The sequence below is a fragment of the Bradyrhizobium sp. C-145 genome (assembly GCF_023375135.1).
GTDB lineage: Bacteria > Pseudomonadota > Alphaproteobacteria > Rhizobiales > Xanthobacteraceae > Bradyrhizobium > Bradyrhizobium zhanjiangense.
Genome location: NZ_CP088150.1, coordinates 8,722,057 through 8,736,027 on the forward strand (window position 1 = coordinate 8,722,057; position 13,971 = coordinate 8,736,027).

Below are 13,971 nucleotides of genomic sequence, written 5' to 3' on the forward strand. Positions count from 1 at the left end.
TTACATCTGTGCGCCGATCATCCACGGAACGAATTCCTCGTCGCCGACGCCAATCGCTTCGCTCTTGCTCTGCTCGCCTGATGCTACACGGACGATCGCCTCGAATATTTCCTGACCTTTCTCTTCAACTGTGGCGTTCCCATCCATGATCAGACCGCAATTGATGTCCATATCGTCCCGCATTCGGTCATACATCGGCGTGTTCGTCGCGATCTTGATGGACGGCGCAGGCTTTCCGCCGAAACAGGATCCTCGCCCCGTGGTAAAGGCAATAATATTGGCCCCGCTGGCGATCTGCCCAGTGGTACCTATCGGATCGTATCCGGGCGCATCCATGAAAACCAAGCCTGCCGTAGTCGCGGGCTCGGCGTAGCGATACACTTCCATCAGCGGGGTCGTACCGCTCTTCGCGACGGCTCCGAGCGATTTTTCGAGGATCGTCGTCAAACCGCCCGCCTTATTGCCGGGCGTTGGGTTGTTGTCGATGCTGCCGCGTTCCCGCTCAGCGTAGGCCTCCCACCAATGGATCCGCTCGACGATCTTCTCGCCTACGACTCGATTGATAGCGCGCCGCGTCAAGAGATGCTCCGCACCATAGATCTCCGGCGTTTCAGTCAGTATTGCGGTACCACCATGCGCGACCAGCTTGTCTACGGCAACGCCGAGTGCTGGGTTCGCAGTGATGCCGGAATAGCCGTCGGATCCGCCGCACTGCAGGGCGACCTTCAGGTGCGATAGTGGAAGGGGCTCGCGCTTGACCGCATTGGCACCAGGCAACATCGCGCACACCGCTGTGATTGCCGCGTCGATCGTCCTCTGAGTACCGCCGAGTTCCTGCATCACGAGCGGAACGAGGCTGACGCTCGGTCCGACTCCTGTTGAAGCGAAAAGCGGCTTCAGCTGATTTGCTTCACATCCCAGCCCAACCAGAACAACTCCGGCGAAGTTTGGGTGGGTCATGAAGCCGGCCAGCGTACGGCGTAGCTGCTGCAGGCCTTCGCCATGGTGGTCGATGCAGCAGCCGAAGCCGTGCGTAAGCGGCACGATGCCATCGATGTTGGGATAGTCGCGCAAGATCGACGAGTTGTTGAAATGCTGGACAACCTTCTTGGCCACCGTTGCCGAGCAGTTCACCGTACTGATGACGGCGATGTAGTTCCGGGTCGCAACTCGACCGTCCGCGCGCCTAATGCCCATAAAAGTCAATGCTTCGGAAGATGGCGCAACCGCGACGGCCCCCTGCCCATAGGCATAATCTCGTTCGAAGCTGGCCATCGCGAGATTTTGGACGTGAACGTGCTGACCCGGCGCAATGTCAGCAGTCGCAAAGCCGATAATCTGCCCATAGCGGCGTACGTGCTCGCCTCGGGCGATCGCAGTCAAAGCAACCTTGTGAGCCGCGGGTATCTCCTCGGCTGCCATGGTGTTGGTATCGTCGAGAGGCGAGCCCGCGGCGATTCTTGCCCGCGCGATCGCGATATTGTCGTCGGGATGAAGTCTTAGAACTTGATGCGGTTGGGCCATCGGCGCCTCCTCTCACGGCGCCATGCGCGCGGGATTGACGGGTGTCACTTGATTATTCCGATCTTCTTGCGATCGATCGTGATGAAGACCGCACAGATCAGCACGATGCCTTTGATGATGCTCTGCAAATAGGGGTCGACGCCTGTCATGTTCATGCCGTTCGACAACAGGGTGATGATGAGTACCCCGAGCATGGTGTTCACAATGCTGCCGAGGCCACCGGTCAGCGGCGTGCCGCCGACGACGACGGCGGCGATAACGTCAAGTTCGAGCCCGGCTCCAAGCTGGGCGGAAGCCGCCATTGTACGCGCGCCCTGGAGCAGGCCGGCAATACCGCACAGCGCACCGAGCAGGACATACATGCAGATCTTGACGCGCGTGACCGCGATCCCGGTGAGAATCGAGACGCGCTCGCCGCCACCGATAGCGCGAACCTCACGGCCGAAAACAGTATAGTTGATGATGACCCAGGCCACGAGCGCCAGGGCGAGGCCGACGATCACCGCATGCGAAATGCCCATGGAATAGCCGGAATAGCTCGCCATGAACCCGTCATCTTCGATCGAGACTGGCGCGCCACGGGTAAAAAGCAGTACGAATCCGCGATAGACGACCATCGTACCCATCGTCGCGATAAACGATGGAACCTTCCCTAGCGCCAGCAGCAAGCCGTTGATCGTCCCACACGCGGCACCGATCATGACGGCTGGAACGATAGCCCAGACACCAAGCTTGCCTGCGGTCACCGCCGCGACCAGCGCCGCAATCCCGACGATCGACCCGACCGAAATATCGATCGACCCGGCCATGATGATGAAGGTCATGCCAAGCGAGGCGACAAGCAGAACGGTGCCCTGCTCGAGCACCGTCATCAGATTGTCAAACGAAAGAAATCGGGAAGAAAACGCCGAAAACACTGCGATCAGCACGACGAGAAACAGGAACGGAAACGAGCGCCTCAGCAGGTCGACCAGCACGATGCTTCTGGCATCGCGCACGGGTACATCGTCTGAAGTGCTTGCGCCAATCGCTTCGCTGATCTTGATTGGTTCGACATCGTGCTTCACGTCATATACCTCACCACCTCATGCTCTTCGACATTGGCCATCGAGCGGAATTCGTAAGCGATCACACCCTGCCGCAGAACGATGAGACGGTCTGCCATGCCGATAAGTTCCGGCATATCTTCCGACGACAAAATGATCGAGAGGCCGTCCGCTGCCTTCTGGCGGATGAGCCGATAAATATCGACACGGGCGCCCACATCGACGCCGCGCGTGGGGTTGTTCAATAGGAGCAATTGCGGACCGATCGCCAAGCATTTGCCTAACAATACCTTCTGCATATTTCCGCCTGACAGCGAGCGGCACTGGGCGTCAGGACTTTCCGCGCGGATTCCGATCCGTCGAATCAACGCTTCAGACAATGAACGCGCGTGTACCTTGTCGAAGAACGGCCCGCGAGACGGCGGGCGCGCCATGACCAAATTGTCGAGGACGCTGAATTCGGTAATCAGGCCCTCATTGCCGCGATCTCCCGGCATATGCGCGATGCGGTGCTGCCATCCCGCTCTCTGATTCCTGGGCCGGTAGTCTTGTCCCTCCAACTGCATGGCGCCGCCGCTCAAGGGCTCGTCACCGGCGATGCCTGCGAGCAATGCTTCAGCTCCGGCGCCCTTCAGGCCCGCAAGCCCAAGTATTTCCCCGCGCCGGACCTCGACGCTCACGCGCTTAAGTTCGCGGCCGACCGCCACGTCACGAACGCGAAGAGTGGGCGGAGCCTGTGGCACGTCGTCCAATTGCCGAGCTGGACGGGGGGGATAGGTGCCTTGCGAAAAATCCCGTCCGACCATCAGGCGATGAATTTCGTTCGGCGTCATTTCCGCCGTCTTGAACGAGCCGACGAATTGTCCGTCTTTGAGAATAGTGAGATCGTCGGCGGCGGCGAGAACTTCCTGGAGGTGATGCGAGACGAAACCTATCGTCAGGCCCTGAGATTTGAGCTTACGGAGCACATTGAGCACGGCGTCCACCTCGCGATGATCGAGATAGGCCGTCGATTCGTCGAGCAGGAGAGTGTTCGGGGACGACGAAATGGCGCGGGCGATCTCAACGCATTTCAGTTCACCGAGATTGAGCCGGTCGATGTTGGTCGACACAGATATCTTGACGCCAATGCTATCTAGAACTGCCTGGGCGGCGTCTGCCATCTGCTTCCGCTTCATGAAGCCGAAGCGGCGCGCGTAGCCGCGCAGATTGCCTATGAAGATGTTTTCGGCGATGCCCAGCGCGCGGTTGATCGTGATCTCTTGATGGACGAGCGCGACGCCGCGCGTCGTCGCCTCGGCGAGGGACTGGGGAGCGTAGGGCGCCCCGTCGAGCCTCATCGTCCCACTATCGGGGGATATGGCTCCGGCAAGCATGCGCAGTGTTGTCGACTTGCCGGCACCATTTTCGCCGACGACCGCATGAACCGCCCCCGTATGCAGCGTTAGCGACACATCGCGAGCAGCGTGAGTCCGCCCGTAGTGTTTATTGAGATGCTCGGCAACAAGGGTCATGACGCAACCCGCAATAGGGCGTAAGCAGGTCGATATGCCCAGCCTTTGCAGCGGACATACCGACCCAGACTGATCAGAACGTCAGTTGGAATACTTCAACTCGAGGGCAACGGGGGGCGCATCCTTATTGAGAAACTTGGAGTGCGCCTTGAAGTCGTACGCCGGCTGACCACCCGGATAGTCCTTCACGTACTGGTCCACCTGGTTCTGAGCCATCGGCAGCAACTTGAGCTTTACGGTCGCATCCGCCGCAGGCAGCTTAACGCCATTGAGGTAGTCGTACATGATGACCAGACCGATGCCACCCTGGACCCAATGACCGCCAATGGAGAACAGCTGCTCGCCGGCCTTGACCCTGTCGACATTCTCCGGATTGAGATCCATCGCGGACACCATGACATCCTTGCCCGGAACCTTGCCTTTGCTCTTGAGTGCGGCGATCACGCCCATCGCCTCGGCATCGTTGCCGCACCAGACGCCCGTGATATCTGGGTTGCCCTGATACAGCGATTCAAACGCCGTCTGAGACGCGTCGCGAACGAAATTGCCGTCAACCTCGCCGGCAACCTTGATATTCCCTTCCTCGCCGATCGCCCTTGCCAGCCCCTTGCGTCGATCGATAGCGACCGAAGTACCCGCTGTGCCGTTGACGACGCCAATGACCTTCTTGCCATCAGCTCCCGGCTTGATCGCAGCGAACAGGGCCTTGCCCATGCGATAGCCCGCGTCTTCATCGCTCGGACCGACAAAGGCCAGATAGTTCGGGTACTTTTCTGACTGTGGCGCGAAATCGGGATACGAGTCCGTCAGGATGACCGGAATCTTCTTGCGCTGCGCAGCGAGAATGGTTTTGGCGCCTGTCGACCAGTATCCAACGGAAATGATGCCGTCGACGTTCCTGGCAACCAGGTCCTCGATCGACTTGATCATCTGGTCCGGCTTGTTGTCGGCGTTTAGCACAATCAGCTTGACGCCCAGCTCTTCGGCTCCCTTCGTCAGAAAGGCAATGTCCCTGTTCCAAAACTGGGCGTCGAGCGTCGGAACGACCACGCCAATTGTCTTGTCATTGGCCGCCATGGCAACAGTCGATAGCGTCAAAACCGTCGTCACCGCGGCGGCAGTGACAGCGGTTTGGAGGCCGCTCAACAAATGTAGCATGTTTACTCCCTCATCCATGAAGTGTTCTTAACGAGCGGACCATGCGGTCGGTGATTTCGATTGTCATCCAGGGCAATCATCGACGACGGTCGGAATGGCTCATCCATGAGCCAATTCGGTTCCCCCCGCTGAATGCGCTTGAGCTATCTGTGCTGACGCCGAGATATCTGTGGGATTGATCGCTTCACAGGACTGATGACGCGTCCTGTGCTTGCGCCTTCATATTGAAGTTTGCGCGCAGAGGCGACGACGGTCGAGTGCGGTAATCGTCGACTGGCAACAGCCGTTCACATCTCGGCAGCGAACTAGGTCAGATTTGGTACATCTCGTGGAAGATTCTTGATCCATTGCGTTGACGCTGCGTGATCGACTGTCTAACGGCGCGGACAGTATGTGCGGATGAGAGGAGCGCCATGAGCTTTTCGAGGATTTTTGCGCGATTGGTTGCGATAATCGGCGGCGTCGCGCTGCTCTGGCGCCGGCTTCAGGGCGCCTCGCATGAGCCGGCCTGGGGCAGCGCCCCCGTCGTCCCAGCGGCGAAGCCGCAGGGCAGTATCCCGACGCTGAAGATGCCGACGGCACGGGGGTGGGCCGACGGGCGGAAGCCCACGGCGGCGCCGGGGCTTGCAGTCAATGCATTTGCAAGCGATTTGAAGCATCCGCGCTGGATTCTTGCGCTCTCCAGTGGCGACGTCCTCGTGGCCGAAGCAACGCAGATCGCCGGCCCCGTTAGCAGTGTGTTTGACTATGCAATGCAAGCGACGATGCGACGCGCCGCGGCCCTCGGGGTCAGCGCGAATCGCATCACGCTATTGCGTGACCGGGACGGCGACGGTGTCGCCGAATGGCGCCACACTTTTATGGAGAAGCTGAACCAACCGTTCGGCATGGCGCAACTCGGCGACGCCTTCTACGTCGGTAACACCGATGGTGTGATAGCCTTTCCGTACGTGAGGGGCGCGGACCGCATCTCGGCGCCAGGGCGGAGACTCACCACATTCAAGCCTGGCGGACATTGGACCCGAAGCCTATTGCCGAGCCCCGATGGCAAGAAACTCTTTGCCGGCGTCGGCTCACTCGGCAATATCGACGAGAACGGCATGGACGCAGAGAAAGGCCGGGCCGCAATCTACGAACTCGATCTTGAGAGCGGAAAAAGCCGGATATTCGCCAGCGGTTTGCGCAACCCGGTTGGCATGGCTTGGGAGCCACAGACCGGCGCGCTCTGGACCGTCGTCAATGAGCGCGATGGTCTTGGCGACGAAACGCCTCCTGACTATCTGACTTCGGTGCGCGACGGAGGGTTCTACGGTTGGCCGTACTCGTACTGGGGGCGGATAGTGGACGATCGCGTCCCGCAGGACCCGGCCGCAGTTGCAACGGCAATCACACCGGATTACGCGCTCGGTGGGCACACCGCGTCGCTCGGGCTCTGCTGGTTGCCGGCCGGTACCCTTCCGGGATTTCCGGACGGCATGGTCATCGGCCAGCATGGATCCTGGAACCGCAGCACGCTGAGCGGCTACAAGGTCGTCTTCATCCCATTCCGAAATGGACGCCCGGTCGGACCGCCGCGCGATATTCTGTCCGGCTTCCTTGCGTCAGACGAGCGGGTCTCCTACGGACGGCCTGTTGGCGTTGCGCTCGGACCTGACGGCTCGCTGCTGGTGGCGGACGATGTGGGCGATGTGATCTGGCGCGTCACGGGTGCGCGCGACTGATCGCCTGCGTCGTGGCGACCTCTGACGAGGCGCACTATTGCCTTTCCAGCAGGGAGGCGCGCCCCAAGCACTCCTCAATCCGCACGAAGTTCTCCTCGCCTACGGAGATTAAGCTTCTTCAGCTTGCGTTTCATAGTCGCCCGACTGATTTCGAGAGCCTTGGCCGACGCAGACACATTTCCGCTTGTGCGGGCAAGCGCCCGACGGATGGTCCCTCGTTCCGCGCGAGCCATGGTGTCCTCGGAATAAGTTGCCAGCTGTTGAAGATCCATGGCGGGAATTCCGTTACGCAAACCGGCGTCGGTGATGCCAAGCAGCGAACGGGCCGCTCGCGTGGCTCCAAGTACGATGTCATCATCGTCAACCGCCATGAGTCCCACGCAGGCGCGCGCACGATCGTGAATGTAAATGATCCTCGCGTCGCCAAAGAAGGCCAGGAAGTTGGCTCTCTCTATTTGCGACGCAGCTTCTCGCGCCGTGAGTGCGAGCAAGCCCATCACCTCTTCCGAGACGGCTTTCCCGTAGTAAGTAACATCAAGGGCTCCGGCCAGTTCTCCCTGATGATCGAAGATGGGGGCAACACTACAGCTTAGGTCGGTGTTACGGGCAAGAAAATGATCCGCCCCGTGGATTGTCACATCTCGTTTTTCGGCAAGACAGGTGCCGATGCCATTGGTCCCTTCGCTTCGCTCGCTCCAATCGACTCCCGGCCAGAGCCCGAAGCGACGAAGATGCTCGACATCCACTTCTCTGCCGCGCCTATGGACTGCCACACCATCGACGCCTGCAACAAGGGCACAGCAACTCATTCTAGCGAGCGCCGCCTGCAATCTCTCGAGTGTTGCTCCAGCCGCAAAGAGTAGCGGTTCGAGACGCTGGGTCGCCTCTCTCAGTTCGATAGCCGACAGCATCCGTCGCGGCAGTTTAGCGCTCGGATCCAGCCCATAACCAACAATACAGCGCCGCCACGACGCTACGACCTGCGAGCGAGCCGCACCATTCGACTTTACAGCGGTCCTGACACGTCGCGCATGCATATCGATATCGTAAGTCATCTATCTCTTCTTTTCATAGCGGCTCGAAATCCAATGACCGATGTTGCCAAATCCACGCGGATGACCGAGATAGCTTCTTCGACGTCTACTGCTTGGCCTGACGAACCGAGGCAGCCAACTTGCTTTTCAGAATCTTTCCCGTGGCCGTTGCCGGTAGGCTCTCGAGCTTGATGATCTGCGACGGCCGCTTATAGGACGTCAAAAGAGGATTTAGATACTCCGCCAAGTCATCGACGGTCGTTTTCGCGTCCGATTGCAGCTGTACGAACGCTACGACTTCCTCATTGCCCGGAACCGGCTTTCCCACAACCGCAGACTGAATGACCGCTGGGTGGGAGTTTAGAACCGCCTCTACTTCGGCTGGGTATACATTGAAGCCCGATCGAATGATCATTTCCTTCAACCGCCCCACGATATACAGGCAGGCATCGTCGATACGACCAAGGTCGCCCGTCTTGAACCACCCCCCACCGTCGATGGCCGCGGCGGTCAGCTCGGGTGCGTGATAATAACCCAGCATGACGTTCGGCCCGCGGACGTGCAGCTCGCCGACCTCGCCCGCAGCTGCAAGCGAGCCATCCAATCTGACGATACGCCCTTCCACGCCCGCAACGAACGAGCCCACGGTCTGATCACTTTTCGGCTCTTGAGGACGAACGCTTGAGATCGTCGGTGAGCACTCCGTTATCCCGTAGCAGTTCAAAAGCGGGACTCGGTATCTCTCTTCGATGCGCGATTTCAGTGTGAGATCCAACGGTGCGCCGGCCACCATCAAGTGCTCGAGGACGCCGCAATCATCGCGCGTAGCACCGAAGGCATCTTCGTATTCCAGCAATCTTTGATACGTCGCGGGAACCCCGCCGAGTATTGATACCTCCCCACTTGATATTGCTTTTGAAACAAGCGCCGGCTCGAATCTTCGGACTAGGCGGCCAGTCGCGCCCATCATCATGGACATTAGCAGAAACGTGAACCCGGCAATGTGAGAGATTGGAAGAACAATATAGAACTGGTGGCCGCTCCCTCGGGCCTCATACAAAGCGTTTGTTCGCGCGCTAAAGAGAAGGTTCTGGTGCGTGAGCATAACTCCTTTTGGAGCTCCCGTGGTGCCCGATGTGTAAACGAGAATAGCAACTTGCTTATGCCCGTCCTCCTCGACGCGCTCCGGACGCGCGGCCGGGTTGATTTCGGACGCAGCGATCTCGGAAAAACCAACGATACCGGCGGACTTTGCGTTGTAAGACACCGCGTGTGTTGCAGCCTCAGGAGACACTCCGGAGGCGAACAGAACCAAGCGCGCGCCGCTGTGCTCTCGGATTTGCTCCAGTTCCCGTTGCGAAAGCCGCGGGTTGACAATTATTGCCCAAGCATCGAGCCGGCTCATGGCCAGTAAAAGGACGGCGGCCGCGACACAGTTCTCGCTGACAATCATCACGCGATCACCAGCGCGTACCCCCAGTTCGCCCAATCGCGTAGCCGTATCCAACGAGGATCGCCTTAGCTCCTCAAATGTCAATGCATTCGCATGATCAATGACGGCGGGTTGCTTCGGCGCAATGGCCGCTTGGTTATCTACCGCCAAGTGAAGACGACGCGGCAACTCCGCGATGATGTCATCGATACTAAGCGAACGAGCCACGCACTACCTCCCCACGACCAGCCTTTGCGCTATCCGGCGCGGAAGCTCCATTGAAACCTACAAAGCTTGATTTACGCGCGGCCGAAGAGACCTTGCGATGACAACATTCTGTATCTCTGTTGTTCCATCCAGGTACTGGGCAGCTTTAGCGCCAGCGAGATGGCGCGAGATGGGTGTCTCGGCCAATAGCCCACGCGCACCACTAAGCTGCATACATTGAGTGACTGCGCTCAACGCTACTTTTGTAGAAAACTTCTTAGCGTGCGCAGCATCAATCGTCGCCCGCTCCCCTCGATCAAGCTTCGATGCAGCAGCCTTGAAGAGCAGCTCCGAGGCCGAAAGATCTGTGGCGACGTCGGCCAACATCCATTGCACCCCTTGAAAGTCGATCGTCCTTGAACCAAAAGCTGAACGCTCGGCCGTTGCCTCTATTGCGAATGCGAGGCTTGCTTCCATCATGCCGCAACACATGGCGCTGACCAACGTGCGCGCCACATCAATCCCGCTCATTGCCCGCTTGAACCCCTCACCAGGAGGGGCAAACAGCGCTTCATTCGGAACGTAGCAGCCGGCGAGTTCGACGCCGGCAAGACCCATAGAATGGCATCCGACAAGATCATAGGCGGCTGTGATTGAAAGGCCGGGACAATTCCGCTCGATGAGAAACGCCCCAATGCCTGCTGGTCCGGCTTCCGGGGCGGTCTGGGCGTACACAAGAAATAGATCGGCAGACGTGGCGTTGGTAATCCATGCCTTAGATCCACTTATGCGCCAGCCGCCTTTATCAGGCGTCGCTGTCGTTCGCATGGCGGCGGCATCAGAGCCTGCAGAGGGTTCGGTTATGCACACGGACAGGATCAACTCTCCGGACTGTACAGAGCGAAGGTATCGAGCGATCTGAGCAGGCGATCCGTGCTCCGATATCGAACCGGCAACCGAGCTGTGAACCGCTAAGCTGAACGCGAACGCGAAGTCAGCGGAGGCTAGGATTCGCAGGACGGCTCCTGTGGAGGAATAATCGAGACCCAGGCCGCCATAGTCAGCACCGATTCTGATTGATCCAATCCCCGCATTGATCGCTTCACGGATTTCGGCCGTGGCCATCGCGCGCGACTTCTCCCAAACTGGGGCTCTCGACAAGATCCTCGTCCGAGCGAACTCCTCCGCGATCGTTGTTATGTTCATCAATCTTCCATAGGAAGCTGCGGGCCTGGTCACGTCCGCTGGTCGGGTTGGCGCTTGAGGTTTTTGAACGACATTCAGCCGCAATACGTAGGCAGCCTGGTGGCGTGCATGCTGGGTGCGGAATTTACCGGTGCGTTCGAACTCCCATCGGGTACCTATTAGATCCCGCTATCTTGAGCGGTACCCTTCGTTCTCGCAAAATTTGCGACCGGCCCCGTTCAGGCTAGGCAGTCACCGGCGTCGCCATCAAGCGCATTTTTGAGATAGCCGTATCTCTATTTGAGATATGTCGAGAGCTGACACCGTCCGTTTGTTTGACCGCGCCATCCACGGGAGCGCGAGCCGGAACTGACAAACTTTCGAAGTCGATCGGCTCCGCTGGGTTATCGTCCATCGCGGGTCTTTGCGTTTGAGGCTACGAGCACCTTCGCGCTCACAAGCACGCGAATGATACGAACGGAACTCGCGCAGCGATTCCAGCGGTGTTACCATGCATCCGTTGAAGACATGCGCGCGGAGACGCCCACCCCGATGAGCTACTTGGAACTGCCCATGACGCGTTACGCGATGAGCGGGGACGTAAGCGTCGCGTACCAGACCATGGGAGACGGTCCTATAAACATCATCGCAATTCCTGGAATCGTTTCGCATGTCGAATTCATGCATGAAATGCCCGGATACACGGCATTCTTGCAGCGTCTTTCAAAATTTTCGCGCGTCATCACGTTTGACAAGCGTGGCCAGGGGCTTTCGGACAAAATATCTGGCGCTCCCACGCTCGATGAGCGCATGGACGACGTTCGCGCCGTTCTGGACTCCGTTGGCGTACAGCGCGCTGCCCTGCTGGGATTTTCTGAAGGTTGCGCAATGAGCGCCGTCTTTGCGGCATCCTATCCCGAGCGCGTTTCACACCTCGTTCTGTTTGGAGCGTTTGTCCGCTATACCGAGCTTTTCCCCGACGCTGACCCACAGTTGGTCGTTCAGGAGCGGATGAAGTATTGGGGAACCGGGGCACTGATGAGAGAGGTAATGGCCAGCAGGGCATCCGATCCTGAAGCGGTTGCGAAGTTTGCCAAGTTCGAGCGCCTGTCAGCCAGTCCCGGGGCAATGAAAGCCCTCCAACTGTTGAATTTGCAGATCGACGTGAGCGATATCCTGCCAACCGTGCGTACTCCAACACTCGTCCTGCACCGGACGAACGATGCGCTGGTCCCGGTCCAGAAAGGACGCGATTTCGCGGCACATATTCCAGATGCCGCATATACAGAATATCCCGGCAGCGATCATGCCTTCTGGTCAGGCGACGTCGAGGCCTTGCTCGGGGACATAGAGGAGTTCATCATCGGCCATCGCGAGACCGAATCGGCCGACCTGGAGCGGATCCTGGCGACCGTAATGTTCACGGACATCGTCGATTCAACCCGCCGCGCTGCCGAAATGGGCGATCAGAACTGGCGTCGGCTATTGGACGAACATGATCGGCTCGCGCGCCTGATGATCGAAAGGCACCGCGGCAACCTGATCAAGAGCACCGGCGACGGCATTCTCGCCACCTTCGACGGACCTGGCCGTGCCGTACGCTGTGCGCTGGCGTTTTCGGCCGCAGCTAGGCAGATGGGCTTGCCCCTGCGTTCGGGCCTGCACACGGGAGAAATCGAGGTCAGAGGCCGCGACATCGGTGGCATCGCCGTTCACGCAGCGTCCCGCGTCATGGCTAATTCCGCGCCGGACGAAGTCCTCGTATCCCGCGTGGTCTCGGATCTTGTAGCGGGAGCAGGACTAAGGTTCGACCAACGAGGCGCGCATGAGTTCAAAGGCCTTCCCGGCCGATGGGACCTCTTTGCAGCCAGTGCGTAAAGAGCAGAAACCGCCGCCGCACCGAAGATGGAGCGCCTGGATCCGGCGAGGCTATGGACGTCCGATACCGTATGCCGCCGCCCAGCCGAGGCCTGCCATGGTCTCGCCGAATGGACGATATTCACACCCTACCCAACCGCTGAATTCGAGCCTGTCGATCAGATCGAACAGGTACGGATAGTTGATTTCACCGCGGCTCGGTTCGTTACGTCCGGGTACGCCTGCGATTTGGAGGTGCTTGATGCGCCGGATGTTCCGGGTAATCGTATCGGCGAGGTGTCCTTCCGTGAGCTGCATGTGGTAGACGTCAAGATGGAGATGAAGGTTGTGGTCACCTACCGCCTCGATCGCTCGTAGAGCTTGTTCGGTGCGCGTTAAATAGAATCCGCGCATGCCATAGGTCGTGTACGTCTCTCCGCCATCGATATCGCCTTGCAGCGGGTTTATTGGTTCGATAACAGCGGCGATACCTCGCTTCCCGAGAACCTGCGCACCGTGCGCCAGATTTTTCAGGTACGTCGCTTTCGCAGCTTCGGGATCCGTTTCAGGTGGTACAATGCCGGCAATAAGATGGACCGCACCGCATTGCATCGCCTGCGCATAATCGGCAGCGAGCTCGACCCCGGCGCGAAATTCGTCTTCCCGGCCCGGCAATGCAGCCAGACCGCGTTCGCCGGCATCCCAGTTTCCCTGAGGAGTATCGATTAAAGCGAGCTCCAACCGATATTCGCTAAGCAGGGACGCAAGTTCAGCAGCAGGCCATTGATAGGGCACCTGAAACTCCACCCCTCGGAACCCGGCGCGGGCAGCAGCGGCAAACCGGTCGAGGAACGGTACCTCGTTGAAGAGATAGTGGAGATTGGCAGCGAAACGCGGCATGGCAATTCTCTCCAATTGGAGTTGGTACGCTGCATTCTGGATCCGCGGCATATCGAACAGTATGACCGTTGCGGTGGCTACTGCAAACATTGAGCTACGGAGTAACTGAAACCGTTATTGGGCAGAAGAGATGCAGGCGAATTCGATCCGCGTACCATCTGGCTCACGTACCATGAAGCGCATCTTGGTACCCTTGCTCGATCTTTGCGGCGCAAATTCAATCACGGTGCCGGGCCACGCTAACGCACGTGTGTGCAGTGTTTCAAGCGCACTGAGGTTCACAACCTTCAATGCGAGGTGATGTAAACCGACATTGCCGCGACGGTCGAACGGCACGCAGTTCGCCGGATCATCGACCTGCCAGAGCGTCACAATACCCCGGGTAGCCTTGAT

Annotated in this window: 11 protein-coding genes; 2 read left to right on the plus strand and 9 right to left on the minus strand. The window is 58.9% G+C overall.

Annotation, left to right across the window (positions count from 1 at the left end):
* The 4 genes from LRP30_RS41065 to LRP30_RS41080 all read right to left on the minus strand — a co-directional run bounded on the left by LRP30_RS41065 (position 1) and on the right by LRP30_RS41080 (position 5,260).
* Positions 1-1,524: an altronate dehydratase family protein gene (locus LRP30_RS41065; RefSeq protein ID WP_249758493.1), complete on the minus strand. Its 1,524-nt coding sequence runs from the start codon at positions 1,522-1,524 to the stop codon at positions 1-3.
* Between the two features lie 44 nt (positions 1,525-1,568).
* On the minus strand, positions 1,569-2,522 hold the full coding sequence (locus LRP30_RS41070) for an ABC transporter permease (protein ID WP_249758494.1): 954 nt from the start codon (positions 2,520-2,522) through the stop codon (positions 1,569-1,571).
* Between the two features lie 65 nt (positions 2,523-2,587).
* Positions 2,588-4,084 carry a sugar ABC transporter ATP-binding protein gene (locus LRP30_RS41075; protein ID WP_249758495.1) on the minus strand — a complete coding sequence of 499 codons (1,497 nt, stop codon included), beginning with the start codon at positions 4,082-4,084 and terminating at the stop codon, positions 2,588-2,590.
* Positions 4,085-4,165: 81 nt separating this feature from the next.
* Positions 4,166-5,260, minus strand: coding sequence for an ABC transporter substrate-binding protein (locus LRP30_RS41080; RefSeq protein WP_249758496.1), 1,095 nt, complete (start codon positions 5,258-5,260; stop codon positions 4,166-4,168).
* A gap of 395 nt (positions 5,261-5,655) precedes the next feature.
* On the opposite strand from LRP30_RS41080, the gene LRP30_RS41085 reads away from it, so the two are divergent.
* On the plus strand, positions 5,656-6,963 hold the full coding sequence (locus tag LRP30_RS41085) for a sorbosone dehydrogenase family protein (RefSeq protein WP_249758497.1): 1,308 nt from the start codon (positions 5,656-5,658) through the stop codon (positions 6,961-6,963).
* Between the two features lie 74 nt (positions 6,964-7,037).
* On the opposite strand, the gene LRP30_RS41090 is transcribed toward LRP30_RS41085, so the two are convergent.
* The 3 genes from LRP30_RS41090 to LRP30_RS41100 all read right to left on the minus strand — a co-directional run bounded on the left by LRP30_RS41090 (position 7,038) and on the right by LRP30_RS41100 (position 10,842).
* Positions 7,038-8,018 carry a GAF domain-containing protein gene (locus LRP30_RS41090; protein WP_249758498.1) on the minus strand — a complete coding sequence of 327 codons (981 nt, stop codon included), beginning with the start codon at positions 8,016-8,018 and terminating at the stop codon, positions 7,038-7,040.
* An 85-nt stretch (positions 8,019-8,103) separates the two neighbouring features.
* Positions 8,104-9,657 carry an AMP-binding protein gene (locus LRP30_RS41095; protein WP_249758499.1) on the minus strand — a complete coding sequence of 518 codons (1,554 nt, stop codon included), beginning with the start codon at positions 9,655-9,657 and terminating at the stop codon, positions 8,104-8,106.
* A gap of 57 nt (positions 9,658-9,714) precedes the next feature.
* Complete coding sequence (locus tag LRP30_RS41100) at positions 9,715-10,842, minus strand: acyl-CoA dehydrogenase family protein (RefSeq protein ID WP_249758500.1); 1,128 nt, start codon at positions 10,840-10,842, stop codon at positions 9,715-9,717.
* A gap of 552 nt (positions 10,843-11,394) precedes the next feature.
* On the opposite strand from LRP30_RS41100, the gene LRP30_RS41105 reads away from it, so the two are divergent.
* Entirely contained in the window at positions 11,395-12,699 is a 1,305-nt protein-coding gene (locus tag LRP30_RS41105; protein ID WP_249758501.1) for an adenylate/guanylate cyclase domain-containing protein, read from the plus strand.
* Between the two features lie 51 nt (positions 12,700-12,750).
* Here the strand turns inward: LRP30_RS41105 and LRP30_RS41110 are convergent, their stop codons facing one another.
* Together LRP30_RS41110 and LRP30_RS41115 are read right to left on the minus strand one after the other, a co-directional pair.
* On the minus strand, positions 12,751-13,578 hold the full coding sequence (locus LRP30_RS41110) for a TIM barrel protein (protein WP_249758502.1): 828 nt from the start codon (positions 13,576-13,578) through the stop codon (positions 12,751-12,753).
* A 114-nt stretch (positions 13,579-13,692) separates the two neighbouring features.
* Positions 13,693-13,950, minus strand: a complete 258-nt coding sequence (locus LRP30_RS41115) for a hypothetical protein (protein WP_249758503.1) — start codon at positions 13,948-13,950, stop codon at positions 13,693-13,695.
* Positions 13,951-13,971 lie beyond the last annotated feature (21 nt).

What these genes read in the sequence shown, in the direction of transcription:
- LRP30_RS41065 (WP_249758493.1), bottom strand. Translation starts at nt 1,524, where the DNA reads ATGGCCCAACCGCATCAAGTTCTAAGACTTCATCCCGACGACAATATC.
- LRP30_RS41075 (WP_249758495.1), bottom strand. Translation starts at nt 4,084, where the DNA reads ATGACCCTTGTTGCCGAGCATCTCAATAAACACTACGGGCGGACTCAC.
- LRP30_RS41080 (WP_249758496.1), bottom strand. Translation starts at nt 5,260, where the DNA reads ATGGATGAGGGAGTAAACATGCTACATTTGTTGAGCGGCCTCCAAACC.
- LRP30_RS41085 (WP_249758497.1), top strand. Translation starts at nt 5,656, where the DNA reads ATGAGCTTTTCGAGGATTTTTGCGCGATTGGTTGCGATAATCGGCGGC.
- LRP30_RS41090 (WP_249758498.1), bottom strand. Translation starts at nt 8,018, where the DNA reads ATGACTTACGATATCGATATGCATGCGCGACGTGTCAGGACCGCTGTA.
- LRP30_RS41100 (WP_249758500.1), bottom strand. Translation starts at nt 10,842, where the DNA reads ATGAACATAACAACGATCGCGGAGGAGTTCGCTCGGACGAGGATCTTG.
- LRP30_RS41105 (WP_249758501.1), top strand. Translation starts at nt 11,395, where the DNA reads ATGACGCGTTACGCGATGAGCGGGGACGTAAGCGTCGCGTACCAGACC.
- LRP30_RS41110 (WP_249758502.1), bottom strand. Translation starts at nt 13,578, where the DNA reads ATGCCGCGTTTCGCTGCCAATCTCCACTATCTCTTCAACGAGGTACCG.